Source organism: Desulfofundulus luciae (assembly GCF_030813795.1).
Taxonomy (GTDB): Bacteria; Bacillota; Desulfotomaculia; order Desulfotomaculales; family Desulfovirgulaceae; genus Desulfofundulus; species Desulfofundulus luciae.
Genome location: NZ_JAUSUX010000011.1, coordinates 1 through 24263, shown reverse-complemented (window position 1 = coordinate 24263; position 24263 = coordinate 1). Strand labels below are relative to the sequence as shown.

The following is a 24263-nucleotide window of genomic DNA, read 5'->3' as shown; positions in this document are numbered from 1 at the left end:
GTGGTACGCTACAGTTATACAGTACATCCGGGTCAAGGTCCGCCTCGTTGGGCCATACTACCGTCCCGGCATTTGTTACATCGTGTGGCATTATAAACCGCCCCTTATTCTACAGGCGCCGGATCCTGCCATCGGCCCGACTGTGGCTTGTGCCGCCCACGATGAGCTCCTTGATGGCCATGGTGGGCTGGGCGTCGCTCACCGGCACCCCCTGCCCGTCCTTGCCGCAGGTACCAATGGTGAAGCCCAGATCCCTGCCGATCATTTCCACAATCCGCAGCACTTCGGGGCCATTGCCCGTTAAGGTTGCTCCCCGTACCATGGGGCCCACTTCCCCGTCCTGAATCAGGTACCCCTCGGCAACGTCAAAAACAAAATCCCCGGTGGTGGTATTCACCTGGCCGCCGCCCATTTTCTTCACCAGAAGACCATTTTTTGTCTCCCTGATGATCTTTTCCGGGTCCATCCTGCCCGGGGCTATGTAGGTATTGCCCATGCGGGGGATGGGTTTGTGCTGGTAGGACTCCCGGCGGCCGTGGCCGTTGGATGCTTTCCCTTCCCGCGAAGCGGTGAGCCGGTCGTACATGTAGTCCGTAAGCTCGCCTTTTTCAATCAGGGTTACTTTCCGGGCCGGCACCCCCTCGTCGTCAAAGCGGTAGGAACCGTAATGGCCGGCCATGCCGGCGTCATCGATAACGGTAACAATGTCGGCAGCCACCTTTTGCCCCTTTTTGCCGGCATAAACCGAAAGCTTCTTCTGAACCAGATCCGCCTCCAGGCCGTGGCCGCAGGCTTCGTGAACCATGGTCCCTCCGGCCTCCCCGGCCATCACCACGGGCATTTTACCGGTGGGGGCTGGCTGCGCCTTTAGCATCTCCACGGCCCGCCGGGCCGCGATTTCCGCCACCGACTCGGGGCGGTAACGCTCCAGCAGCTCAAAGCCGGTCAGGCCGCCCACGGCCTCGTAACCCGTTTGAATGGTCGGCCCCTCGGCAGCCACCACCTGTACCATCAGGCGGGTGCGGATGCGCTCGTCTTCCACATATTCACCGGCACTGTTGGCAATGACTACCTTCTGGACCACGTCCCCGTAGCCCACCATTACCTGCTTGATTTTCTCCACATCCACGGCCCGGGCGGCCCGGTCGGCGGCCTGGACCGCCTCCACCTTGCGTTCCGGCTTGACCTCATCGGGACGCTCTACCACGGGAAAATCCACCAGCGGCCGCACCCGGCGCAGGTCCAGGTGGTAGTCTTTTTTCTCCCCCCGGGAAGCATGACTGACAATGCGGGCGGCTTCGAGGAGGCCTTCCCTGCTCAGGTCGTTGGTATAGGCATAGGCCGTGGAATCACCGTTAATCACGCGGATGCCGGCACCCATATCTATACCCGAATGAACACGCTCGATCTTACCGCCTTCAAGGCCGACACCCGTAGCCCGCTTGTGCTCGACAAAAATATCGGCAAAATCTCCCCCGCTGGCCAGGGCAAGATCCAGAACTTCCTTTAACAACTGTTCGTCGATCAAAAAGAATCACCTCCTGGCGGGATTAATCAATCCATATTAAGTCACATGTCATATTGTTAGTAAAAATTTAACAATTTATACCTCTTTACTATAACCTAAATTAAGCCCATTTCTTTAAAACAGGCAATGGCAGATGCGGTGTAACCGGGGTTTTGAACCGGGTTTTTCAAGATTATACCCTGAATTATCCCCACTTTCCAACTACCCTGTTTTGGCTCCCGCTCGCTCCGGTACAGACGCCGGAACAGGTTCCTGGCCGGCCGTCTCCGCCGCCTGTTCCGGCAATGCAGAAGAAACAGGCGGACGGCCCGAAAAGAAGGGGTTGGGACGGCCCAGTGCCCAGCGTCTGACCTCCTCCAGCTGCAGGCGCCCGGCAGGAGTCGGCCGGGAGTAGAGCAGCAGCGTCGTACTTGCCGTCACCGTACCATCGGTCAGTGCCGGGGACTGTCCACCCGCATTTTCAGGCTCGTAACGGGTAATTTGAATATTGCGCAGCTCACTTAAGTTGGGGAGATTTTCCAGATAGTCGATCACCACCGATACCTGGGGAAACAAACCCTTGAGCTCTATTTCCACAGGCAAAACCAGCATATATCCCCTGTCCACGATGGCCAGCGGTTTAAATTTCAACACCAGTACCCGGTTTTTTTCCGTCACACGGCTGAACTGAACGAGAAACTGGCCGTCCTGCATATCGGTATCGAACCTTTTGTTCAGCTCCAGAAAACGCTTTCTGGCCTTTTCCAGGACCTTTTTTTCCTCTTCCAGGGAACCGGCCCTGGTGGACAACCGGGAGATGAGGGTCCTGGCTTCGTTCAACTCGGTTTTTGTCTTCTGGTAAGCCTGGATTTGGGGCATTAATACGAAACGGTAACCGGCATAAATAAAGGCCAGCAACAGTAAAAGAATGAGTATGGTTCTGCTCTTCTTACTCAGGCCGCGTGCCATCAACCCCCACCGCCCCCTTTTAGGCGGGCGGAAATACTAAAAGTGGTGACGCCCTTTGTCTCATCGTATTTAATTTCGTTCAGGTCAACCCGGGAGAAATAGGGTAATTCTCCCAGGTGATAAATGAACACCCCCACGGCTGCCAGGGAGGTAGTGTTGCCTTCCAGGGTCAAAGTATCGGGCGGCTGTGGAATGGCATTCCCCTCCTCGCGCCGGACCTGGCTGCCTGCCTGCCCTGGCTGCCCGGTTTCCCCGCCCTGACTTGCCGGCACGGCTGCCGGTGCTCCGGGTTGAGCGGATACCTGCTGGAGCGTATCATGCTGCAGGCTGCCCTGCAGCAGGGAAGGAACGGAGCCCGGTTTTTGAGCGGTGGCTGGTCCGGTCACCTTCTGGCCTGTTCCTGAAATATTTTCAGCCGCCTGCAATCGCAGGGCAGTCAGCCAGATTTCCCGGGGGACCACTTTATTGAGGTCCAGCAACATTTTGGACCAGGTGTGCCTTTGCTGAAGCAGGCGTTCCAGTTCACCGGACGCCGCTTCCAGCTCCTGGCGCTGTTTTTTGAGCTCCTCCAGCCGGGCAACCGTTTCCTGGAGTTTGGGCACCTGCCGCTTGACGGCAGCCAGCTCAATACGCATGTGGTGAAAATTTATGCCCCAAAAGACACAGGCAGTAACAAGCCCACCTGCTGTGAGGATAACCAGGGAAATTAACAGCAGGCGTTTCGGTTCCAGGACGGGCCCGGGTTGCAGTTCCGCAGGCAGGAGGTTAACCCGGTAATTCACTGCAGCACCTCCCGCAAAGCCAGGCCCACTGCCACGGAAAAGACCGGGTCCAGCACCCGGGGAGTATTCTTAACATCCCGGAAGGGCAGCCGTGGAAAACCGGCTGCCACTCTTATTCCCAGCTGGCCGGCCAGATAAGCGGGTAACCCCTTGATTTTGCTGAAGCCGCCGGTAACCACCAGGGTTTCCACCGGGTTGTCCCGCTCCTGCAGCTGGTAAAAGTCCAGGGAGCGGCGGATCTCCCGGACCAGTTCCCCCAAATATTCGAACTGTGCTTCATCATAACCGGCATATTCACCGGACAAATCTTCCGCAGCGGCAGCGGCTTCCCCGTCCGGTATTTCCACACCGCCGGGGGGTGGTGCAGGTTCTGCCGGTGCCAGCTCAAAAACGCCCGCGGGCAGCAACCTTCCTAATTCGACCGGCAAAGAACGCACATAAACCAGTTCCTGTCCTTTTAAAACGATAAACTGACCGGAAGAAAAACCCAGATCCAGCACTGCCCGTACCCCACCGTCATGAACCGGGTATCCAAAAGAGCCGTGAAAGACCCGCCACAGGGCCAGGTGCTGCAGGTCGATGGCTGTAATCTGCAGGCCGGCCCGGTCGAAGGCATCGTAATAACGGTAGACGAGTTCTTTTCTCACGGCCACCAGGAGGACATGAAACAGCCCGCTTTCCCCGTTCTGGCTTTCCCCAAGCACCACGGGCCTGATTACCAGCTCATCGACGGGCAGCGGCACCAGTTTCTCCGCCTCCCATACGACCGCCTGTTCCAGTTCCTTCAGGGGCATTGCCGGCAGGCGCAACTGCCGGGTAATCACTCTTTGTCCCCCGATGGCGGTAATTACCTTTCTTCCTGCTCCGGGTGCAGATTTAAAGGCCGCCTTGAGAGCTGCGGCCAGTTCATCAGTCCTGTCCTCTTCCAGGTGCTCCATGCCGGGGCTCAAATAACGATGCAGCAGATTGCAGATCACCCTCCGGCGTCGGCAGGAAAGAACCGCAATTTTAATTTCGCCCGCTCCGATGTCAACAGCAGTAAAAGTTTTGCCTCTGAACATTGGTGACCTTCCATTATTAAATAATCTGGATTAACCTGCCGGAGGCAGAGGAGAAACACGCACCCTTCCGGTAACAGGGGCGACAATGACGTAATAACATCTTCGCGTCAACTTTTCACGCAAGGTAACCGTCCCGCCACCGGAAATGGGGATCCCCCGCAGGTTAAATTTAAGCTCATTGGACGGAAAATTTGTCGAGACCAGATCAAGGTAAACAGGGAGACACTGCTTTTGTCTGGATACATTATTAATCATTAAATGATAGGCGTCGTTGAAAGGATCAAACTGTATGCTGTAAGTAGACATGGTATCCCCTGCGGAAAGGGCCTGCTGCTGCCAGCCGCGAATATCCGTGGCCATCTGGCGGGCGCCGGTGTACAGGGCGTACTTGCTTAAACCGTTAAGTACGGCGGGCACCGCAATTAAAAGCAGGATGGCACTGATGGCCGTGGAGACAAGAACCTCGAGTAAAGTAAAGCCCCCGGGCGAGGATATAATTTTGGGGAACGAAAACTGGCGAAACATGAATATACTTTCGTGGTTGAAGTAAAAAAGTCCTGCTTTTAAAGGAAACCCTGAAATGGAAATGTTACCAAACTTTCAGGACGTTACGGTCAGGTTCGGGAAATCAAAATACGTCGTATTCCTCCCGCCAGGAAATAATTTTCACAGTGACCAGGTCTGACGGTAGGACGGGAACGGCGTTCCGGATCAGGTCATTATCCTGGATCAGGCTCGCATTACCACCGACATCAAAAGATTGCGCAACCACCGTCCCCCTGATGGTACTGCTCCCGCCGGCTTCGAACCGCCCCGCATATATAACGGCGCTGATGTCTTTGTTCCCGTGTACGCTAACCGTACCGTTCACCAGCAAAACCAGGACGTCCTGGCTTGCATTTGCCGGCTGCAAATCGCCGCTGAACTCCACGTTCCCTTTAACGGCAATAACCCATTTCCCGCTGTATGTACCCTCAAGCCAGAGTTCCTTTCCACCGGTGTCCAGGTAATAGGTCCCGGCAGTCTTACCGGTGAAGTCAAACTCATATTTGTTTCCCTGTTCGGTCACGGCCAAACGGGGATAGCCCTGGTAGGCGGCCACTTTTCCCGCTGGATCCAGAAGGGCGGCCGGCTCTACAAGGGCAGCGATATTTTCCCGCGGGCCGTCCAGCCGGGGTACCTGGCCGTCATTTTGAATGATAAACGTGCCCGCCGGATATTGCGTGGCAGGGGTGTAGTAGGTCCCGCCGGGGGAGAAAATCACGGTGCCTGAAGAATTATCGATGGCGCCGTCCACCTGGAGGTAGCCCGGTGTTTCAATGCGGCCGTGTTTATTATAGAGGTTGCCTCCCACCAAAAGGCTGCCTCCGGACAAAATGTTGATGCTACCATTTTCATTATCCAGATTGCCCTTCACCACCAGCCTGGAATTGGTAAGGCTTATACTGGAGCCAGTTTCCAAATTGCCGTTAATCAACAAGTTGCCGCTAACAGATGCGTTGCCGCTTAAGTTAGGGGAATTTCCGGCACAAAGGGCGTTCTGCAGCACGGGGGCAGCCGTGCGCTGGACACGCACTTTGAGTGCCTTGCGGGCGTTACCCGCCCGCCCCTCGGCCAGGATCTCTCTGGTGGTGGCATCCACCGGGCTCACGGTAATTTTTGAGATCTGCCCGTTCCCCAGCACGATTGGCGTGGACGGCGGCCCGGCATCAAAATTCCCGGCCAGGCGGGCGACCATTACTTCCACCCCCGCCTCGGCCAGGTAGAGGGCCCGGGTCATGGCCACCTCGCTGGCGGACATTCTTTTGTCCACCGTGACTAGCTGGACCAGGGAGCCGGCAAAGACCAGGAGCAGGAGGGTGAGCAGGAGCACTGTGACCAGGGCCGCGCCTTTTTGTGCTCCTGTGCGCATATTTTTCCAGAAAGCAGGGAGCCTCCGGCATAGCTGCCCGCTCTTGAATTTTCCCTTTTGCCCGCCGGTCAATGCAGGTCGCCCTCCCAAATCACTTCCATACAGAACATATGTTCCGGGAAAATCAATTTTGCTCGCGTATCATCCGCACGGTCACGCGTGAAGTTAAAACAAAACCGTTGGTGCCGGTGAGCTTTATCTCCACCGTGGCCGGCAAGCCGGTAACTCCCTGGAATGATACCGCCTGAACCCGCCCGGCCACGGGATTGTCCCCCTCCCAGATAATTTTATTACTGCTGGTGGCCCGCTTGATCTCGCCGCCGTAAAGATAATACTTGATGTATTTTGCGTTGTCCGGGCTCTTAAAAATGATGTATGATTGGGGATTTATTTCGTCCACCCCTGCACTGACCCTCAGTTCCCGGGTCAGCCGGTCCATGGCCAGCCGCAGGTTCTGCTGCACGTCAACCTGCTCGTCGCCCTTTTTCCAGTTGAGCATGGTGCTGTCGACGACGAAATAGGCCGCCCCCAGGATTAAAGAGAGAAGGACGGCCGTCACCAGGACCTCGATCAGCGTCAGGCCCCGGCAACCCAGGGCCAGCCCTGGCAGCCACGCCCGCCATCCGGTAACCGGTTTCCCTTCAGTACCGGCTTTCCCGTGCCGGGATCTTTCAGCGACTCCCGCCCTGAAAGCTACAATTGCCTGCCGCCTGCACGCGCTCGCCCGGTTCACCATTATTATCGCCACCTGTATCCATCATCCCCTGCGCTTTAGCGTCACCAGCTCCAGCTGCCGCTCCTGCCCCTGGTGCCGGTAGTGGACGGTGACCCGCACCTGGACCAGCCGATCATCCGGCTGATAGGTATCTACCGAATATGTGTAAGCATAACCGGACGCGCCGGGAAAGGACCGCGGTTCATCCTGCCTTTCGCCGCCGGCAAGGGAGCTGGCCAGCAGTTCCTCCATCACGGCCTGGGCGGCGTTTACGGCCACCGTATCCTCCCAGGCTGCCTGAGCAGCCATCTTGCCTGAGACCAGCAGATTTACGGCGGTGGCCGCCACCAGCACCAAAATGGCGGCGGCCACCAGGACCTCGATCAGGGTAAAGGCGCGGTCATGTCTGGAAAACGGACGCATAATCATAACCATTCCTCGTCTGCATGAAGCATTGCAGCGGACTTAAAGGTTCGATGACCACCAGAAGCTCCACCAGGGTGAAGCCGCGATTGTTGCGGCGCAGGTCCGGCAAACCGAACATTAATGGCTCACATCCTCTCCCGGGAAAAAGAGGATCCGGTTCACTACCTCATCCCCGCCTGAACAGGGCACACGGGTTCCGGCCCTGCCGGCGCTGGGGGGCGCCGGCAGGATCATAGGGGCATTAAAGCATTAAACTTGTAAAGTTACTGCACTTGCCCATCAGCTGAAATCAAAATATTTACATCGCCTGTTGTAGTAGAACCAAAATTATATCTAACAATTCCTTGTGACCCATTTTCCGTTCCATCTAAGTCAGCATCGATCCGCTTTGCTGCGCTTAAAGGAACACTACTGATTGTCAGATATCGCTCAGTTGTACTTGTATTGCCGTCAAAGTCTACACCGTTATCTTTATTGTACACATACGTTTGACCCCACGGGTTCTTGCTCGGCCAGCGCTCCAGGTAGGGACCATTCCAGCCAGTTTTGCCATCGGATTGCACAAACCCTGTGTTATCTGCTCCGTCATTTGGCCACTCGCCGGTGTCGGTATAGTAATTCAATGCCGCCGCTTTAATTGCCTTATAATCCGCCTCGGCTGCCGCTACCTTGCCCTTTTCAATGGCCTTGAAGGCGTTGGGAGCGATGATGGCGGCTAAAATGCCGATGATGGCGATGACCACCAGAAGCTCCACCAGGGTGAAGCCGCGGTTGTCCTTAAGTTTTTTGCGCATAGTTTTTCCCTCCCTAAAAGCAGTGTCTTAATAAAACAAGAAACAAGGGTTGTTAATTAAATAATTGACCTGGAAACGGTGCCTAAACGGCCGGTTAGAGTATGTATGTAAGAACACCTTTGAAACCACCGCCCTACTTCCCCAGCCCCTGCATCATGCTGGTAAACATGGGCAGGAGCACCGAAAGGACGATGAACCCCACTATGCCGCCCAGGAAGACAATCAGCACCGGCTCCAGCACGCTGGAGAGGCGGCCCACGGTGATGTTCACTTCCTGGTCGTAAAAGGCGCCGATGCGGACCAGCAGCGCGTCCAGGCTGCCGGTTTCTTCCCCCACGGCAATCATGCGGATGACCAGCGGGGGGAAGATGCCGCTCTCTTCCAGGGGACCGGCCAGGCCCTGCCCCTCCCGCACGCTCTCCTGCGCCCTGGCCACGCCGCCCGCCACCACCTGGTTGCCGGCGGTTTTCTTTACCACTTCCAGGGCCTGGATGATGGGCACCCCGCCTTTGAGCATGGCGGCCAGGGTACGGGCGAAGCGGGCAATGATTATTTTTTTCAGCACCGGCCCGAATACGGGCATTTTCAGGACCAGGCGGTCCCAGATCTCCCGGCCCCGGGGCGAGGCCCGCAGGCGCTGAAAGCCGAAAGCCGCCGCCAGCGGAAACAGCGGGAGAAGGTACCAGTAGCGCCCCACCAGGCGGCTGGCTCCCATCACCACCCGGGTGGGCAGGGGCAGGGGCACACCCAGGTTCTGGATGGTGTTGATGATGGGGGGCAGTACGAAAGTGAGCACGAAGGTGAGGATGACCACGGCAAAGCCCAGTACCATGGTGGGGTAGGTGAGGGCCGACTTCACCTTTTCCCTCACCTCGTGTTCCCTTTCAAAATGGCCGGCCAGGCTCTCCAGCACCTCGTCTAGCACACCACCCACTTCCCCGGCCTCCACCATGCTGATGAAGATCTCGGGGAAGACCAACGGGTAGGCGCCGAAGGATTCGGCTAGAGAGTGTCCCTGCTCCAGGCGGCCGGTCACCCCGCGCACCACCTCTTTGAGCACCCGGCCCTCCACCTGCAGCTCCAGGATGCGCATGGCACCCACCAGGGGCACGCCGGCGCTGACCAGGGTGGAGAGCTCGCGGCAGAAGAGGGCCAGCTCCCTCAGCCTGACCCCACGCCGGAATGAAGGCAGCCGCAAAGTCAGGCTGACGCCCCCCCGCACGGCCCGGATCTGCACGGGGATGAGCTGCTGGCCCTGCAGTATCCTGGCCGCCTCCCTCGGACCGCCAGCTTCCAGCCGGCCGGAAACCACCCTGCCGGTTAAATCCCGGGCCCGATAGGCATAGACGGGCAAAGCTCCCCTCACCACCTCCCGGAAATAAAAATCCAGGCGACGCGCCTGGAAGTACGTGCCGGAAAGTTCGGCAGCCCGGCTGCCCTGGCGGCTCGCACCGCTTTAGGCCCGCGGCTTTGCGCCCCTGCCTTTCGGCAGGTTTGCCTCTTTTCGCTTTGCCGCACTCTTCCTAAAACTTATCTTAGCGGGAGCCGCTCTGCCAGTCAATAACCAGCTTGTTGTTTTAAATCATTTTTAACAAATTTTCGGCATCGGCCGCCCGGGCCAGGGCCTCTTCCCTGCCGATCACCCCTGTACGGACGAGGTTTCTTAAAGCCATATCCAGGGTCTGCATGCCGTACCTGGCCCCGGTCTGCAGGTGGGAGATAATCTGGTGGGTCTTCCCCTCCCTGATGAGGTTGCGGATGGCCGGCGTGGCCACCAGGATTTCCAGTGCCGCCACCCGGCCGGGGCGGTCCCTGCGGGGCAGCAACTGCTGGGCAATCACTCCTTCCAGGGCGTTGGCCAGCTGCAGCCGGACCTGTTGCTGCTGGTGGGGCGGGAAAACGTCGATGATGCGGTCGATGGTCTGGGCCGCGCTGGTGGTGTGCAGGGTGGCCAGCACCAGGTGACCGGTTTCGGCGGCGGTGATGGCCGTGGCAATGGTTTCCAGGTCCCGCATCTCCCCCACCAGGATGACGTCGGGGTCTTCCCGCAGGGCCGCGCGCAGGGCGGCAGCAAAAGAAAGGGAGTCCCGGCCGATTTCCCGCTGGTTGACCAGGCTCTTCTTGTGCCGGTGGACGTACTCGATGGGGTCTTCCAGGGTGATGATGTGCAGGCGGCTTTCGCTGTTGATGAGGTCGATCATGGCCGCCAGGGTGGTGGACTTGCCGCTGCCCGTGGGCCCGGTAACCAGCACCAGGCCCCGGGGCCGCCTGGCCAGGTGGGCCACCACCTCGGGCAGGCCCAGTTCATCGAAGGTGGGGATGCGCTCCGGGATGAGGCGGATGGCCAGGGCCACCGTGCCGCGCTGCTTGAAGGCGTTCACGCGGAAGCGGCCCACTCCCGGGATGGCGTAAGACAGGTCGCTTTCGCCCACCTGCATGAACTGCTGGAACCGGTCCCCGGGGATCAGCTGGCGGGCCAGGGCCTCGGTATCCCCGGCGGTGAGGACGGGCAGATCCTCCACCCACGGCACGGCCCGGGCGTCCAGCTCGTCGGCGGCAAAAAGCTTCCCGTGAACCCGAAAGACGGGCGGGCGGCCCACAGTAAGGTGGACATCGGAAGCTTTCAGCTCGAAGGCTAGCTTTAAAAGTTCATCGGCATGCATTCCGCCGCAACACCTTCCTTTTCCGTCACCACTCGTTATAGGCCACGCGCATCACTTCCGCTATGGAGGTGATCCCCTGCCGGGCCTTGTCTATTCCATCTTCTTTCAGGGTAACCATTCCCTCGGCCACCGCCTTTTCTTTGATCACATCGGCAGAAGCTTTTTTATTTACCAGCTCCCTGATGGCCCGGGTCACGGGCAGCACCTCCTGGATGCTCGTCCGCCCCCGGTAACCGGTGTGGTTGCAGTGGTGGCAGCCGGCGGCCCGGTAAAGGGTCACCGGATCATCGGGCGGCAGGCCCATAAAAATCCTCTCCGGCGCGTCTTCCGGGAGCTGGTAGGGCTCCCTGCAGCGGGGACAGAGCAGGCGCACCAGCCGCTGGGAAACCACGCCCACCACCGAGGAGGCCACCAGGAAGGGCTCCACCCCCATATCGATAAGGCGGGTCAGGGCACCCGCGGCGTCGTTGGTGTGCAGGCTGCTGAGCACCAGGTGGCCGGTGGTGGCCGCCCTCACCGCGATCTGGGCCGTCTCCCCGTCCCTTATTTCGCCCACCATGATGATGTCCGGGTCCTGGCGGAGGATGGAGCGCAGGCCGGCGGCAAAGGTAAGCCCGGCTTTCACGTTGATCTGGGTCTGGTTGATCCCCCGCAGAAGGTACTCCACCGGGTCCCCTATGGTCACAATATTGCGCTCCGGGGAATTCAACTGGGCCAGTACCGCGTACAGGGTGGTGGTCTTGCCGCTGCCGGTGGGCCCGGTGACCAGGATCATGCCGGATGTGCGATGGATTACCTCTGCAAAACGCTCCAGGTTGTAGCGGTGGAATCCCAGCCGGTCAATGGGCAGGATTCGCCCGCTTTTAAGCAGCAAACGCAGGACCACCTTTTCCCCGTGGACCGTAGGCAGGGTGGATACCCTCACATCTATTTCCTGTTCTCCGTACTTAACCTGAAACCGGCCGTCCTGGGGGAGGCGCTTTTCGGCAATGTCCAGGCCGGCCAGGATTTTGATCCTGGTAGTAAGGTTGAAGCGGATATGCCGGGGCAGAGTAAGGGCTTCCCTCAACAACCCATCCACCCGGTAACGCACCAGCACCCGGTCCTCCTGTGGTTCAATATGAATGTCGCTGGCCTTTTCCGCCACCGCCTGGGCAATGATGGTGTTGACCAGGCGCACCACCGGTGCTTCCTCCGGGGGCACCTCATCCCCCGCCGCCAGGGTGAGGGTCTGGATTTCCCGCTCCTCCGGGGCGGCCGGCTGGCCGAAGGCCTGCTCCACAAAGGTAAGGCCGAATACCTTTTGGAGAACGGCGTCGATTTCCTCTTCCCGGGCCAGCACCGGTTCCACTTCCAGCCCGCTGGCCAGGCGGATGTCGTCCAGGGCAACCAGGTTCAGAGGGTCGGACATGGCCACGATCAGCCGCCGTCCCTCTTTTTTCACGGGCACCACCTTATGCCGGCGCAGGACAGCCTCGGGGAGAGATTTGATCAGCACTGGGTCTACTTTGTCCATCAGGGTAATCTGGGGAATGCCCAGCTGCATTTCCAGGGTGTTCAGGATGTCCTGCTCCGTGACCAGGCCCAGGTTGATGAGAACCCGGCCCAGGCGCTCCCCGGTCTGCTTTTGCACCTCAAGCGCCTGGTTCAACTGCTCCCGGGTAATCAACCCGGTTTGCAGAAGGAGGTCCCCCAGGCGCTTTTTGGTGTAAACGGCGGCCATTTTCAACCACCCCACAGGTTCAGATACCAGGAAATAAGCTTATCCCCTGTCAACGCGGCCAGCATGGCCCCCGATGAAAGAAACGGGCCGAAGGGGATGGCCGTTTTAAGGGTTCTCCCCGTCCTGAGCGCCCATAAAACCCCCACAACCGCACCCAGCACAAAGGCCAGGAACAGGGCCACCAGGGTCTCCTGCCAGCCCAGGTACCATCCGATGGCAAAGGCCAGCTTCACGTCCCCACCGCCCATGCCGCCCCGCGAAAAAAGGGCCACCATCAACAATGCCCCGCCCCCCAGCACAGAGCCCCAGAAGCCGTCTTTGAGAACCTCCGCACCCTGGAGGGCGGCCAGAGGTATGCCGGCGGCCAGGGCAAACAGGGTGAGCCGGTCGGGGATGATCCGGTGGTCGAGGTCAATGAAGCTGGCCGCCACGAGGACGGAAAACAGGACCAGCAGGCCGGCAGTATGAACGTGCGGGCCGTGTTCCCGGGAAATCAGCAGGAAACCGGCCCCGGTCAAAAGCTCCACCAGGGGGTAGCGGGGGGAGATCGCCCCGCTGCAGTGACGGCACCGGCCCCGCAGGAAAAGATAGCTCAGCACGGGGATTAAATCCAGAGGTCCCAGGCGTGCGCCGCAGGCCGGGCAGTGGGAGGGGGGCGCCAGCAGGGACATCCCCCGGGGCAGACGGTAAATGCATACGTTTAAGAAGCTGCCGATACAAAGGCCGAGCAGGAAAGAAAAGAACCAGAACCAGGTCAGCGGCAAGTGACAATCTCTCCCTCAAAAATAGTCGTCGGTCGTCAGTCGTCGGGATAGTCGGAATCCGCTTTAGGCGAATTCCAGATTGAACTTGCTTGATCGATTTTCATGATTAACAGAGAGAACGAACGTTCCCATAGGGAACTCCTTAAAATTTAAGGGGCGTCCACAAAAATTTCTTCCAATTCTACGGAAAAGCCCTCTAAAACACCAGATACAACCCTTCCCGTTTCCTCAGCCCTGGCAACTTGAATGAACTTACCTTCCTTTCCGGCGTAAAGCTCAATGCTTTTCTCTATGGGATCTACTATCCAGTACTCTTTCACGCCACAGCGAGCATAAATCTTAAACTTTTCCCGCAGATCGTAGTAAGCTGTGGAGGGAGACAAAATCTCCACCACGAGATCAGGCGCACCATTAATCTTTTCTGCTTCAATGATAGCAAACCTATCTCTGAAAACAAAAGCAATATCTGGTTGATATACTGCCGTTTCCTGCAGGTAAACGTCCACGGGGGCAAAGTAAACCGCCCCCACTCCTTTTTCATCAACAAAATTAGCCATTTTTACACCCAGGCGCCGCAAAACGGCCTGGTGACGGGTGGATGGCGAAGGGGTCATTACCAGCTTCCCTCCAATGAGCTGATAAGGAGCTCCCTCGGGGAGAGCAGCATAGTCGGCACAGGTGTAGACTTCTTTGGGAGGAATTTGAACCCGGGAAAAGGCCGCGCTCATTCACCAGCACCTCTCTTATAACCCTGCTCTGGTTAATTATAGCATAAATGTAAAACCCGCCCCACCGTTTCTTCCGGCACGTCCCGAACGATCTCCACCCGGCCTATTTCCACCGGCAGGACGAAGGTAAGCCGCCCGGCCAGCACTTTCTTGTCCCGGCGCATGGAGGCCAGCAGGTCGCCGGTAGATAGTTCCGGCGTTATTTCTACCGGCAGCCCGGCCCGGCGGATAAGGTTGATTACCCGCGCGGCGTCTCCTTCCGGAAACATCCCCAGGGCCACCGCCAGCCGGGCCGCCGCCGCCATCCCGGTAGCCACCGCCTCCCCGTGGCGGTATGCGGTGTAGCCGGTGAGGGCCTCCAGGGCGTGGCCCAGGGTGTGGCCGAAGTTGAGGATGGCCCGGCGACCCTGTTCGGTTTCGTCCTCCTGCACCACCCGCGCTTTAATGCGGCAGGAGGCAGCCACGGCATGGGCCAGGGCCCGGGCTTCCAGAGCCAGCAGGCGCTCCAGGTTCTCCTCCAGCCAGGTAAAGAAGGCCTGATCGGCTATGACGCCGTACTTGATCACCTCGGCCAGGCCGGCCCGTACCTCCCGCGGGTCCAGGGTTTTCAGCACATCCAGGTCGGCCAGGACCAGCCGGGGCTGGTAGAAGGCGCCGATGATGTTCTTGCCCCGGGGGTGGTTGACGGCCACCTTGCCCCCCACGCTGGAGTCCACCTGGGCAAGCAGCGTGGTGGGCACCTGAATGAAGGGCACGCCTCTTAGGTAGGTTGCGGCCACAAAACCGGCCAGGTCCCCCACCACCCCGCCCCCCAGGGCCACCACGGGGCTCCGCCGATCCAGTTCGCGGGTGTAGGCCAGGTCGTAGAGCTTTTCGGCCGTGGCCAGGCTCTTGTATTCCTCCCCGTCGGGTATCTCCGCCCGGATCACTTCAAAACCGGCATCCCCGAGGGCGGTTTCGGCCGCCGCGCCGTAAAGGGAGCCCACCACGGGGTTGGTAACGAGGAGCACCCGGGGAGTTAATTTGAGAACTTTCAGGTACTCCCCCAGCCGGGGCAGCAGGCCGGTGCCAATATAAATGGAGTAACTGCGGGCGCCAAGATCTATGTACACTTCCTGCATTGATGATGTCCTTTCTTTTTATCTATGTTCTTCGGGGTTTTACCCGGTTTCAAATAATTCCGCGTTCCTTCAGATAAGCAACAATCATCTCCACCACCTCGTCGATGGTGTGCCGGCCGGTATCCACGGTGAATTCCGCCACCGCGTAGGCGCCTGCCCGGGCGGCCAGCAGTTCTTTGATCCGGGCCAGGATGTCTCCCGGGCCGTTTAACAGGGGCCGGTTACGCTTGCGCTTCACCCGCCGGTAAATTACCCCGGGGTCGGCCACCAGCCCGATGAGCACGCCATTTTGCTGCAGTGCCCGCACATTTTCGGGGTTCAGCACCACCCCGCCCCCGGTGGCTACCACCAGGTTTTCCCTGGCGGCTACCTTCTTCACCACCAGGGCCTCCTCTGAACGGAAGCGGATCTCCCCGTCCCGGGCAAAAATCTGGGGAATGGTTTTGCCGGTAATCCGCTCTATCTCCTCGTCGGTATCCACAAATTCCCGCCCCAGGCGGGCGGCCAGGCGCCGGCCGACGGCACTTTTCCCCGTACCCATAAAACCGATCAGGACAATATTTCTCATTTCCTCTCCTCCGCCACACTCCCGTCCTGCCGGGGAAATCACCATATCCTGGCCTTGAGATAATCAAGGTATTGCTGATAATTTGCTTTCATTTCCTGCAGGGTGTCGCCGCCAAATTTCTCCACGCAGGCCGCCGCCAGTTCCCAGGCCACCACCGCCTCGCCCACCACACAGGCGGCCGGTACGGCACAAACATCGGAACGCTCCACCGAGGCAGTGAAAGGTTCTTTTGAAATCAGATCCACGCTGCGTAAAGGTTTATACAGGGTAGGGATGGGTTTCATGGCCGCCCGCACGATCAGGGGCTCACCGTTGGTCACGCCCCCCTCCAGGCCGCCGGCCCGGTTGGTGCGGCGGTAAAAACCCTTCTCCCGGCTATAAAATATCTCATCGTGCACCTGCGAACCGGGCAGGGCGGCACCGGCAAAGCCCAGCCCGATCTCGACCCCTTTGATGGCCTGAATGCTCATCAGCGCGCCGGCCAGGCGCCCGTCCAGGCGGCGGTCCCAGTGGACATAGCTGCCCAAACCGGGAGGCAGGCCGTAAACCCGGATCTCAAAGACACCCCCCAGGGAGTCCCCGGCTTCCCGGGCCCGGTCGATTTCACGCATCATCGCCTCTGCCGTCTCCCGGTGGAGGCAGTAAACGGGGGAAGCATCCAGAATCTCCTGCAGCCGGCGCAGGTCCACGCCCGGGGACCCGCCCGGCCGGCCGGGCCCGCATCCACCCTCTTCCTCCGCTTCATCCGGCCCTTTACCGGCCCCACCCGGAGGGGTGGACGGCATTTCCCGGGTTAAGTCCAGTTCCGGTGCCGCCGCCGGCCCGATGCGCACCACATGACCGATGATCTCTATGCCCAGTTCCTCCAGAAGACGGCGGGCCACACTGCCGGCGGCCACCCGGGCGGCCGTCTCCCGGGCGCTGGCCCGTTCCAGTACGTTGCGGATATCCCGGTGACCGTATTTTAAAGCCCCGGCCAGGTCGGCGTGGCCCGGCCTGGGTCTGGTGACCACCCGTTGGTCGAGCCGGGCAGCAGCGCCGGGATCCATAATCTCCTGCCAGTTGGCCCAGTCCCGGTTTTCGATATACAGGGCTACGGGGCTGCCCAGGGTGAAACCACCCCTGACCCCGGCCAGAAAACGCACCCGGTCCTGCTCGATCCGCATGCGGCCACCCCGGCCGTAGCCGCCCTGCCGGCGGGCCAGTTGCCGGTTTACATAATCTTCCGGCAGGGCCAGCCCGGCGGGTAACCCTTCAATGATGGCCGTCAAAGCGGGACCATGAGATTCTCCGGCAGTTAAATAACGCAACATGCGGATGGTTCCCCCTTAATGATCAGCTCTTCCAAGATGGTCTTCCCGTGCAGCGGGCGGTAGCAACCTGCCCTGAAAATAGTACCTGCCTGCCGTTTGCACTACAAAAAGTATTAAAAAGGCAACGCCCGGCGCATTACTTCCACCGGGGCCTCTTCCCCGGTCCATAGCTCAAAGGCCAGCACCCCCTGGTACAGCAGCATGCCCAGGCCGCTATATACCCGGGCGCCGGAACGGGCGGCCCGTTCCATAAAGAGGGTGCGCGGCGGGTTGTAAACCAGATCCACCACCACCTGGCCGGTGTGCAGGCAGTCAAAAGGGAAATCCGGGCAGGTGTCTTCCCGGGGGTGCATGCCCAGCGGCGTGGTTTGAACGACCAGATCCACCAGAGCAACCAGTTCCTTGATCTTGCCGCCATTTGTATCCAGAACGAAAGTACCCTTTCCCTCTTCAGGGTCATGACCGCCCGGCGGCTTCCTCTCGGGTCGTTCAGGTAAAACCAGGTTGCCCTGTGCCGGCCAGGGTACGGCCCACGCCCGGGCGGGTGTCCCTTCGTTGATCAGAGCAACCAGTTCTGCCGCCCGGGAAAGGGTGCGGTTGGCCACCAGCAGTTGCGCAGCTCCGGACAGGGCCAGGTGGACGGCCACCGCCCTGGCCGCGCCCCCGGCTCCCAGGATCAGTACCCGCTTGCCGGCAGGATTAAACCCGGCATCATCAGTCAGAAAGCGCACAAAACCGGCCCCGTCGGTATTGTGTCCCACCAGGCGCCCGTCCCGGTGAACGATGGTGTTCACCGCCCCGGCCAGCCGGGCCCCGGCGGTCAACTCATCAAGATAAGGTATAACCTTCTCTTTATGGGGCACGGTCACATTGACCCCGGCCAGGTTCAGCGCCCGGATCCCGGCTACTGCCCTTTCCACCTCCCGGGGGTGCACGGCAAAGGCCACGTAGACAAAATCCAGGCCCAGATGCCTGAAGGCCGCATTGTGCATGGCCGGCGAAAAGGAATGTTCCACTGGAAAGCCGAAAAGACCGCAAACCCTGGTGCGACCGCTAATCAGTTCGCCCATAGAATCCCCCATTTACAGGATAGTTAGCGGGCAACCGAACCACCCGGCATTTTCCTGGCCAAACGCCGGAGAACCACTTTTTCCAGACGGCGGCTGAAGAGCCGTGTGGCCCAGAATTCACGACCGGGAAGGGGAACCACCAGGATGGTATAGAGGCCCAAACGGTTGCCGCCCAGCACATCGGTAAAAATCTGGTCACCAATGACGGCAGTCTGGCCGGGGGTCACCCCGAGCAGTTTCATGGCTTGAATGAAAGGGCGCCTGGCAGGCTTAACCGCCCGGTAAACCGCCGGTATGGCCAGGCTTGATGCCAGCGCTTGAACCCGCGCAGGGGAATTATTTGATACAATACAAAGCTTGAACCCGTGTTTTTTTGCCTTCTTTATCCACTGCATTATCTCATCGGGACAACAATCCTGATCCCTGGGAACAATGGTGTTGTCCAGATCCAGAAGAATGGCGCGAATACCCTTTTTTTGTAGTTCAGCCGGGTCGATATCGAAAAGTTTAGCCACATACAGTTTGGGGTAAAGCAGCTTGAACATCCCGTTCTCCTCTATAGATCAGGCTACTCCAGGAACTGCAACGCCCGCTCCAAATCCCGCGGGGTATTTATATTCATAAACACTTTATCAACGCCGGCAAAACCCGACAAGTCCCAGCGTTCAATATATTTTACCCGCACGGCGGGGAAAAAGTCCACCACCCTCGACCGCAAACCCTTGCGTAAAAGCGACTCGACAGGCTCAAGGCAACCCCTGCCGTAAACGGCAAAAAGGGGCTCCAGGTAAGGGCCGTCCCGCACCACCACCACATCATACCCCGGTGCCTGGCGGGCCAGGTAAAGGGCCAGCCTGGGATCGACAAAGGGCATGTCACAGGCCACCACAAATATGTAAGGGGTGGCGACGGCTGACAGGGCGGCATGAATGCCGGACAGCGGCCCCCGCCCGGGGTAAATGTCCCTGATAACCGGCAGGCCGAGGTAATTATAGCTGGCGGGGTCATTACTGACCAGGATCACCCGGGGAAAGGCTTCCCGCACCCGGGCCACGACCCGGTCCAATAACCTTTCCCCGCCGAAGGAAAGCAGCGCCTTGTTGGCACCCATGCGGCTGCTGCACCCACCCACCAGGACAACCCCCGTAACCGTTCCGGCAAACCGGCGATCACCGCCCGCGGCCGGTATGTTGCATTCAGACTGGGGACCGGCTGGTCCAACCCCTTCCCCGTGCTTCATTCTCATCCCCATTTCCCGGTCAGGCTATCCCAGATACCGTTGTACCAGACGGAGTACCTGGTCGTATGTATAAACCATATTATTTTCCGCCGGTGGCGTGCGCTTGATGATTACCACCGGCAGCTTTAAGGCCAGGGCGGCTTTGATCTTGGTATCGGTGGTGCGGCCACTATCCCTGGTTACAATGACATCCGCTTTATAGGCCTGGAAAATGGCCCGGTTAAAACGGGTGGAAAAAGGTCCCTGCAGGGCCACGATATCCCGGGGCAGAAAGCCTAAATCCTGGCATTTTTTAATTATGCGATGGTCCGGCAGTACCCTGACCACCAGCCGTTTTCCCTTCATGACCGGAGAACGCACAAAAAGTTCCAAATTATTGCTGCCCGTGGTGAGAAAAATAGTATCCCCAAGCCGGGCGGCTGTATGTACCGCTTCATTCCAGGAATCCACGGGGTGAATAAGCGGATCATCCGGCAGGATGGTTTCCTCACGCTGATACCGGACATATGGCACCTGCAAATTATAGCAGGCCTCACGTGCCATTTCGGACAAAGGACCCGGGAAGGGGTGGGTGGCGTCCACCACCAGGGCAATACCGCGCTGCTTTATCTGCCCGGCCAGATCAGCCACACTTTCCGGGGCCGGCAGCACCTCCACCGCCCCACCCATGCCGGCCATGGTACCCCCATAGGCCGTCAGGGCGGTAGCCAGTACTGGATAACCACCGGCACCAAGCAAAGATATTAGTTCCCGGGCTTCCGTAGTTCCGTAAAGAACTAAAATCATTGTACTCACCTGGAAGTATACTTCGACCTGTGGTTCACCAAGTCCTGCTACAGCCGACACGCAATTTGCCGGACAGGCACAGTAAATTCAACCGTTCCATATTATCTACTGAATGTAAATATCCAGCGAACCCGGTTGGATGCGGCCCAGCACTTACCCAAATATGACTCTGCTTCCGATGTTTCAGGTTTAATTGACAAATCAGGTGCTGGGAAGAGTTTATATCCCAGTGAGTGCTGGGTCCTCGCTCACTCCAGTGCTCCGCGCCGACAGCGCCGCACCCTAGTCAGTACGGTTTTGCTGAACATTCACCTACTGATTACCCGGTGCAGCCGGTTCTGGGGGGATGGTGCGTGTTTTCCGGCCTCTGGGCCTTGCTCTGCTTGTCCCTGGTCAACGGTTTACTGCTCCTGGTTTCCTACATGGCCAGTAACATTTTCCCACAGCCATTATCTGAGGAAGAAGAAGCGCACTACTTAAACCTGGCTGCCCGAGGAGACGAAAAGGCCCGGGCTGTTCTGGTAAAACACAACCTGCGCCTGGTTGCGCATATAGTGAAAAAGTATGAGGGCACGGGTGAGGACACAGATGATTTGATTTCTACAGGAACTATCGGACTTATTAAAGCCATCAACTCCTTTGACCCCAAGAAAGGAACCTGCCTGACCACCTATGCCGCTCGATGCATAGAAAATGAAATCCTCAATGGATAAAGAAGTTTCCACCGGGCCAGCACCCCCTGCGCGTCCAGGATGTAAGCTGTGGTCGCAAGCATCTCTCTTTTATCCTACACATTCTTTTCCGTGCAACTCTCCCTTTCTCCCGCCAGCAATCTCACAAAAATATCCACAAGTTGCGGGTCGAACTGTGTCCCCGCACATTTCTTCAACTCCTCTAGGGCTTCCTGGTGCGACATTGCGCCGCGATAGGGGCGATCCGATGTCATCGCGTCGTAGGCGTCGACTATGGCCAGAATGCGGCTCAAGAGGTGGATCTGCTCTCCCTTCAGTCCTAGGGGATAGCCCCGCCCGTCCCACCGCTCGTGATGCTGGAGAATGTAAGGGGCCACCGGGGCCAGCTCGCCGGAAGAAAGGGCAATGCGGTACCCCACCTCGGGATGGCGCTGGATTTCTTTCCTTTCCTCTTCAGTCAGAGGACCGGGCTTGAAGAGGATGTGGTCCGGCACTCCCAGCTTGCCGATGTCGTGCATCCCCACCAGGAGTCGCAGGCCGTCCATTTCTTCGCGCGAGAGCCCCACCGCTTCCCCCAGCATGCAGGCGATCTCTTTCATGCGCTCCGTGTTGTGGAAATCCTTCTCCGCCAGGGCTGCCTTGAGGGCGCGGATCACCGCCGCCCGCGGGTCCTTCCCGCTGGCAAGCTTGTTCACGTACATCGCGTCGTCTGCTTCCTTGTAGACTTCCCACAGCCGACGCGAAGCATCTTTTGCCGTCGCCACACCTACGGAGATGCTCAAAGGGAGATCCGGATGCTGCACGTTATCCTTTTCAACGGCCTCATTTATGCGCTTTGCCACTTCTTCCGCCGTCTTCCGGTCTGTTTGGGGCAGGATTACAGCAAACTCGTCCCCACCGACCCGGGCCACCACATCGGAATCCCGTACGCAGCTCGCAATTACTCTGGCCGCACGGCGCAATAACTCGTCACCCTGCTCGTGCCCCAGCATGTCGTTGACCACTTTCAAGCCGTCCAGATCACATAAAATGAGGCTGACAGGAAAAGAGCGTCCCCTGTCCAGACGACGCAGCTCTTCCTCGAAGAAAGCACGGTTGTACAGCCCGGTGAGGGCATCGCGGGTGCTGCAACGCCTAAGTTCATCCTCCATCTTTTTGCGCTCACCGATATCGCGGATACACTGGACTGCCCCTAAGAGGTTCCCCTTGTCGTCGTAAATTGGGGCCACGAGCGTCCAGAAGTAAAGCCCCCTGCCGCCGCGGGCGAAAGGAGCGAAACCTTCGCCGACAAGAATATGGCCCTTCAATTCGATTTTATCGTACTGCTGTCCCCACTGTGTACCATTGCCGAGCAGGATGTTGGCGAGGATGGGTCTTTTCTCCCCGTAAAACGGAACTGCGTAAGCGTATTCGCCCCTGCCCAGTATTTCTTCTCTCTTAACCCCCGTCATTTCTTCCATGGCCCGGTTCCACACGAGCACCTTTCCTTTGCGGTCAACGACAAGGGTGGCATCCGGGAGGGAGTCAACGATCCTTTCCAGAAGATTCAGTTTTCCCACTAACTTTTCCGGTTGTAACTCCTTGCCGGCATCGAGCAATAGTTCTAAAAACCGTTTAGCCGCACCGGTTTTTTCCTCCGGAAGAGCATCAACCAGCCGGTAAAGTTCTTCTTTTTGTTCGCCTGAATTCACAACTCCACCCCCCCTTCTGTACATTTTTTGTTGCTTTTTCTTTCCCTGGTAGTAAAAATCCTGCTCCAAAGGAGAAAAGAAGAAACTACTGTTTTCCAGTTACACCACTCGTCGAATCGGTGCTGTACTTCACCCGGTAATACTCCACGATCAACCTGTCCACCTTCCGGCTGGCCGCCAGGAGCTTTTCTTTGTCGCCGGGCAGGTTCAATTGAACCACTTCCTGGAAAGAGCGTCAAGGGAAACACTGTCGAACGGTGTCGGATCGATAAGGTTTTTCCTCATCAAGCACCGCGAAAAAATCGAGCCAGTCTCCAGTGTCATTTTTCGCGGCTGGGAGGTAACAGAATAATATTGACCCGTTCCTTCCGGCTCAGACAAAAAAGCCCGCTCCAGTTTCAGAGCGGGTGTATAAGAAAGAGGGGGGAGGGGTATCAGAAGCCTCCATTCATCAAAAATTACGGACCCGGCGCCTAGATCCCCAGGGCCGCCCTTCTTTGGTGGATAATCTGTTCCAGTTGCTCCGCCGCTTTCCCGATTTCCCCTTCCACAATCACCCTGCCGCCGGTGAGCTTTTCCATCTCTTCCGTAAGCACCCGGGTGACCAGCTTGCTGCCGGTAATGAAGGGCGGCTGGGCCAGGTGCAGGGGCAGTCCCAGGGCCAGGCCGAAGGCGCCGTCGGCCAGGGCCTGCTCTTCCAGCCACTGGGGTGCCGAGAGGACCAGGGGCAGCTGCGGCAGGTCCACCTGCAGTTCCGCTGCTATCCCGGCAGCCACCACTTCCAGCCTGCCGATACCCAGGCAGGGGCCGAAGTTCAGCACCGGCGGTATGTTCAATTCCCGGCAAACTTTCTGCAGCTTCTCCCCGGCCCACTCCAGTGCCGTGGAGGACATAAAGCCCAGGTTCTCCAGCCCGCCGCTGGTGCAGCCGGCAGAAAGGACCAGGATGTCCCGCCGGATCAGTTCCCCGGTCAGCCCGGCGGTAAACACATCGTGACCGCCGGCAGTCAGGTTGGAGCAGCCGACTATGGCCGCCAGTCCCTTGATCTGTCCGGTAGCGATGAGGTCAATTAATGGCCTGTAGTGCCCGCCTAAAAAGGCCCGTAAATTCCTTTCGCCAAAACCTGCCAGCGAATTCGGGTAACCGTGCCGGGGTACGTTAACAGTTACTTTATCCCGGCGCCGGCGGTAGCTCTCTGCCGCTGCTCCAGCAACCTGGCGGGCAATGGATTCCCCACCTGCCGGGTCAAAGGGCAGGTAGCCGGCATTTTGCTTTTTGGCCACATCGTCCAGGCAGATCTGGGCCACCATATACTGGCGGCAGACATCTTCAATACCCGGCAGGGTGCAGTTGAATTCGCTGATCACCAGGTCTATGCCGCCGGTGGCCAGTAGCGCCTCACTGGTGAAGTTGTTGCCCGCATGGCCGGCGAACACCTCACCGCCCCGGGACTGGATGTCCTGGCCCACACAGGTGCAGCCCACAATTCTAAAGCCCTTCGCCCCGGCATCCCGGGCCAGTTCCACGGCCCAGGGCTCTCCCAGGCCTTCCTGGACCGGGCCGATCAGGGCATGCTGGTGACCAGTGACCATGATGTTGATATAATCAGGGTCCACCACGCCAAAACCCACCGGCTGGGAGGAGTCCGTGTCAAGATCCAGTAGGTATCTCCACAAAAATTTTTTCCCGTTATGAGACCTCACCGCTCAAAAACATTAGCTTCAAGGCAGCGGCCTTG

25 protein-coding genes, 1 pseudogene and 1 riboswitch are annotated in these 24263 nt (G+C 58.7%); of the genes and pseudogenes, 1 reads left to right on the top strand and 25 read right to left on the bottom strand.

Going from position 1 to position 24263, the window contains the following annotated elements; all coding sequences use genetic code 11:
• Positions 1-109: 109 nt before the first annotated feature.
• From J2Z49_RS08025 to cobK, 22 genes are all read right to left on the bottom strand, one after another.
• Positions 110-1528, bottom strand: coding sequence for a TldD/PmbA family protein (locus J2Z49_RS08025; protein WP_307401822.1), 1419 nt, complete (start codon positions 1526-1528; stop codon positions 110-112).
• A 201-nt stretch (positions 1529-1729) separates the two neighbouring features.
• The gene (locus J2Z49_RS08020; RefSeq protein ID WP_307401819.1) at positions 1730-2476 is read right to left on the bottom strand and encodes a type IV pilus inner membrane component PilO; all 747 of its coding nucleotides are present in this window, start codon (positions 2474-2476) and stop codon (positions 1730-1732) included.
• A complete protein-coding gene (locus J2Z49_RS08015; protein ID WP_307401817.1) occupies positions 2476-3258 on the bottom strand; it encodes a PilN domain-containing protein in 783 nt (260 codons plus the stop codon). Before J2Z49_RS08015 ends, J2Z49_RS08020 begins: the two co-directional genes overlap by 1 nt.
• Positions 3255-4319 carry a type IV pilus assembly protein PilM gene (gene pilM, locus J2Z49_RS08010; RefSeq protein WP_307401815.1) on the bottom strand — a complete coding sequence of 355 codons (1065 nt, stop codon included), beginning with the start codon at positions 4317-4319 and terminating at the stop codon, positions 3255-3257. The genes J2Z49_RS08015 and pilM overlap by 4 nt, the downstream gene beginning before the upstream one ends.
• A 30-nt stretch (positions 4320-4349) precedes the next feature.
• Positions 4350-4844 carry a prepilin-type N-terminal cleavage/methylation domain-containing protein gene (locus J2Z49_RS08005; RefSeq protein ID WP_307401813.1) on the bottom strand — a complete coding sequence of 165 codons (495 nt, stop codon included), beginning with the start codon at positions 4842-4844 and terminating at the stop codon, positions 4350-4352.
• Positions 4845-4947: 103 nt separating this feature from the next.
• On the bottom strand, positions 4948-6231 hold the full coding sequence (locus J2Z49_RS08000) for a PilX N-terminal domain-containing pilus assembly protein (RefSeq protein WP_307401810.1): 1284 nt from the start codon (positions 6229-6231) through the stop codon (positions 4948-4950).
• Between the two features lie 124 nt (positions 6232-6355).
• Entirely contained in the window at positions 6356-6967 is a 612-nt protein-coding gene (locus J2Z49_RS07995) for a PilW family protein (RefSeq protein WP_307401808.1), read from the bottom strand.
• A gap of 21 nt (positions 6968-6988) precedes the next feature.
• The gene (locus tag J2Z49_RS07990; RefSeq protein ID WP_307401806.1) at positions 6989-7375 is read right to left on the bottom strand and encodes a prepilin-type N-terminal cleavage/methylation domain-containing protein; all 387 of its coding nucleotides are present in this window, start codon (positions 7373-7375) and stop codon (positions 6989-6991) included.
• Positions 7347-7490, bottom strand: a complete 144-nt coding sequence (locus J2Z49_RS07985) for a type II secretion system protein (RefSeq protein WP_307401803.1) — start codon at positions 7488-7490, stop codon at positions 7347-7349. Before J2Z49_RS07985 ends, J2Z49_RS07990 begins: the two co-directional genes overlap by 29 nt.
• A 145-nt stretch (positions 7491-7635) precedes the next feature.
• The gene (locus J2Z49_RS07980) at positions 7636-8166 is read right to left on the bottom strand and encodes a prepilin-type N-terminal cleavage/methylation domain-containing protein (protein ID WP_307401800.1); all 531 of its coding nucleotides are present in this window, start codon (positions 8164-8166) and stop codon (positions 7636-7638) included.
• Between the two features lie 133 nt (positions 8167-8299).
• Positions 8300-9532: a type II secretion system F family protein gene (locus J2Z49_RS07975; RefSeq protein ID WP_307401798.1), complete on the bottom strand. Its 1233-nt coding sequence runs from the start codon at positions 9530-9532 to the stop codon at positions 8300-8302.
• A 54-nt stretch (positions 9533-9586) separates the two neighbouring features.
• Positions 9587-9675, bottom strand: a riboswitch (cyclic di-GMP riboswitch).
• Positions 9676-9743: 68 nt separating this feature from the next.
• The gene (locus tag J2Z49_RS07970) at positions 9744-10829 is read right to left on the bottom strand and encodes a type IV pilus twitching motility protein PilT (RefSeq protein ID WP_307401794.1); all 1086 of its coding nucleotides are present in this window, start codon (positions 10827-10829) and stop codon (positions 9744-9746) included.
• Between the two features lie 25 nt (positions 10830-10854).
• Positions 10855-12552, bottom strand: a complete 1698-nt coding sequence (locus J2Z49_RS07965) for a GspE/PulE family protein (protein WP_307401791.1) — start codon at positions 12550-12552, stop codon at positions 10855-10857.
• Between the two features lie 2 nt (positions 12553-12554).
• Positions 12555-13316 (bottom strand): prepilin peptidase, encoded by a 762-nt coding sequence (locus J2Z49_RS07960; protein ID WP_307401789.1) that lies wholly within the window; start codon positions 13314-13316, stop codon positions 12555-12557.
• 149 nt (positions 13317-13465) lie between these two features.
• Positions 13466-14044 carry a Uma2 family endonuclease gene (locus J2Z49_RS07955; protein ID WP_307401787.1) on the bottom strand — a complete coding sequence of 193 codons (579 nt, stop codon included), beginning with the start codon at positions 14042-14044 and terminating at the stop codon, positions 13466-13468.
• Positions 14045-14076: 32 nt separating this feature from the next.
• The gene (aroB, locus tag J2Z49_RS07950; RefSeq protein WP_307401784.1) at positions 14077-15165 is read right to left on the bottom strand and encodes a 3-dehydroquinate synthase; all 1089 of its coding nucleotides are present in this window, start codon (positions 15163-15165) and stop codon (positions 14077-14079) included.
• A gap of 49 nt (positions 15166-15214) precedes the next feature.
• Positions 15215-15733, bottom strand: a complete 519-nt coding sequence (locus J2Z49_RS07945; protein WP_307401781.1) for a shikimate kinase — start codon at positions 15731-15733, stop codon at positions 15215-15217.
• Positions 15734-15771: 38 nt separating this feature from the next.
• Entirely contained in the window at positions 15772-17046 is a 1275-nt protein-coding gene (locus tag J2Z49_RS07940; RefSeq protein WP_307401778.1) for a chorismate synthase, read from the bottom strand.
• A 113-nt stretch (positions 17047-17159) separates the two neighbouring features.
• A complete protein-coding gene (locus tag J2Z49_RS07935) occupies positions 17160-18116 on the bottom strand; it encodes a shikimate dehydrogenase family protein (RefSeq protein WP_307401775.1) in 957 nt (318 codons plus the stop codon).
• Positions 18117-18139: 23 nt separating this feature from the next.
• Positions 18140-18661, bottom strand: coding sequence for a YqeG family HAD IIIA-type phosphatase (locus J2Z49_RS07930; RefSeq protein WP_307401773.1), 522 nt, complete (start codon positions 18659-18661; stop codon positions 18140-18142).
• A 23-nt stretch (positions 18662-18684) separates the two neighbouring features.
• Complete coding sequence (mobA, locus tag J2Z49_RS07925) at positions 18685-19356, bottom strand: molybdenum cofactor guanylyltransferase (RefSeq protein WP_307401770.1); 672 nt, start codon at positions 19354-19356, stop codon at positions 18685-18687.
• A 24-nt stretch (positions 19357-19380) separates the two neighbouring features.
• Positions 19381-20142 carry a precorrin-6A reductase gene (gene cobK, locus J2Z49_RS07920; protein ID WP_307401767.1) on the bottom strand — a complete coding sequence of 254 codons (762 nt, stop codon included), beginning with the start codon at positions 20140-20142 and terminating at the stop codon, positions 19381-19383.
• A 353-nt stretch (positions 20143-20495) separates the two neighbouring features.
• Here cobK and J2Z49_RS07915 point away from each other — a divergent pair, with 353 nt between their 5' ends.
• Positions 20496-20855 (top strand): sigma-70 family RNA polymerase sigma factor, encoded by a 360-nt coding sequence (locus J2Z49_RS07915; protein WP_307401765.1) that lies wholly within the window; start codon positions 20496-20498, stop codon positions 20853-20855.
• A gap of 74 nt (positions 20856-20929) precedes the next feature.
• Here J2Z49_RS07915 and J2Z49_RS07910 read toward each other — a convergent pair whose 3' ends face one another.
• The 3 genes and pseudogenes from J2Z49_RS07910 to J2Z49_RS07900 form a co-directional block, all read right to left on the bottom strand.
• A complete protein-coding gene (locus J2Z49_RS07910) occupies positions 20930-22525 on the bottom strand; it encodes a diguanylate cyclase (protein WP_307401762.1) in 1596 nt (531 codons plus the stop codon).
• Between the two features lie 85 nt (positions 22526-22610).
• Positions 22611-22736 (bottom strand): hypothetical protein, encoded by a 126-nt coding sequence (locus J2Z49_RS07905; RefSeq protein ID WP_307401760.1) that lies wholly within the window; start codon positions 22734-22736, stop codon positions 22611-22613.
• Between the two features lie 262 nt (positions 22737-22998).
• Positions 22999-24156: pseudogene (locus tag J2Z49_RS07900) on the bottom strand (anaerobic carbon-monoxide dehydrogenase catalytic subunit); the annotation flags it as partial.
• Positions 24157-24263 lie beyond the last annotated feature (107 nt).

What these genes read in the sequence shown, in the direction of transcription:
- J2Z49_RS08020 (WP_307401819.1), bottom strand. Translation starts at nt 2,476, where the DNA reads ATGGCACGCGGCCTGAGTAAGAAGAGCAGAACCATACTCATTCTTTTA.
- pilM (WP_307401815.1), bottom strand. Translation starts at nt 4,319, where the DNA reads ATGTTCAGAGGCAAAACTTTTACTGCTGTTGACATCGGAGCGGGCGAA.
- J2Z49_RS08005 (WP_307401813.1), bottom strand. Translation starts at nt 4,844, where the DNA reads ATGTTTCGCCAGTTTTCGTTCCCCAAAATTATATCCTCGCCCGGGGGC.
- J2Z49_RS08000 (WP_307401810.1), bottom strand. Translation starts at nt 6,231, where the DNA reads ATGCGCACAGGAGCACAAAAAGGCGCGGCCCTGGTCACAGTGCTCCTG.
- J2Z49_RS07995 (WP_307401808.1), bottom strand. Translation starts at nt 6,967, where the DNA reads ATGGTGAACCGGGCGAGCGCGTGCAGGCGGCAGGCAATTGTAGCTTTC.
- J2Z49_RS07990 (WP_307401806.1), bottom strand. Translation starts at nt 7,375, where the DNA reads ATGATTATGCGTCCGTTTTCCAGACATGACCGCGCCTTTACCCTGATC.
- J2Z49_RS07985 (WP_307401803.1), bottom strand. Translation starts at nt 7,490, where the DNA reads ATGTTCGGTTTGCCGGACCTGCGCCGCAACAATCGCGGCTTCACCCTG.
- J2Z49_RS07980 (WP_307401800.1), bottom strand. Translation starts at nt 8,166, where the DNA reads ATGCGCAAAAAACTTAAGGACAACCGCGGCTTCACCCTGGTGGAGCTT.
- J2Z49_RS07970 (WP_307401794.1), bottom strand. Translation starts at nt 10,829, where the DNA reads ATGCATGCCGATGAACTTTTAAAGCTAGCCTTCGAGCTGAAAGCTTCC.
- J2Z49_RS07965 (WP_307401791.1), bottom strand. Translation starts at nt 12,552, where the DNA reads ATGGCCGCCGTTTACACCAAAAAGCGCCTGGGGGACCTCCTTCTGCAA.
- J2Z49_RS07955 (WP_307401787.1), bottom strand. Translation starts at nt 14,044, where the DNA reads ATGAGCGCGGCCTTTTCCCGGGTTCAAATTCCTCCCAAAGAAGTCTAC.
- aroB (WP_307401784.1), bottom strand. Translation starts at nt 15,165, where the DNA reads ATGCAGGAAGTGTACATAGATCTTGGCGCCCGCAGTTACTCCATTTAT.
- J2Z49_RS07945 (WP_307401781.1), bottom strand. Translation starts at nt 15,733, where the DNA reads ATGAGAAATATTGTCCTGATCGGTTTTATGGGTACGGGGAAAAGTGCC.
- J2Z49_RS07940 (WP_307401778.1), bottom strand. Translation starts at nt 17,046, where the DNA reads ATGTTGCGTTATTTAACTGCCGGAGAATCTCATGGTCCCGCTTTGACG.
- J2Z49_RS07935 (WP_307401775.1), bottom strand. Translation starts at nt 18,116, where the DNA reads ATGGGCGAACTGATTAGCGGTCGCACCAGGGTTTGCGGTCTTTTCGGC.
- J2Z49_RS07930 (WP_307401773.1), bottom strand. Translation starts at nt 18,661, where the DNA reads ATGTTCAAGCTGCTTTACCCCAAACTGTATGTGGCTAAACTTTTCGAT.
- mobA (WP_307401770.1), bottom strand. Translation starts at nt 19,356, where the DNA reads ATGAAGCACGGGGAAGGGGTTGGACCAGCCGGTCCCCAGTCTGAATGC.
- cobK (WP_307401767.1), bottom strand. Translation starts at nt 20,142, where the DNA reads ATGATTTTAGTTCTTTACGGAACTACGGAAGCCCGGGAACTAATATCT.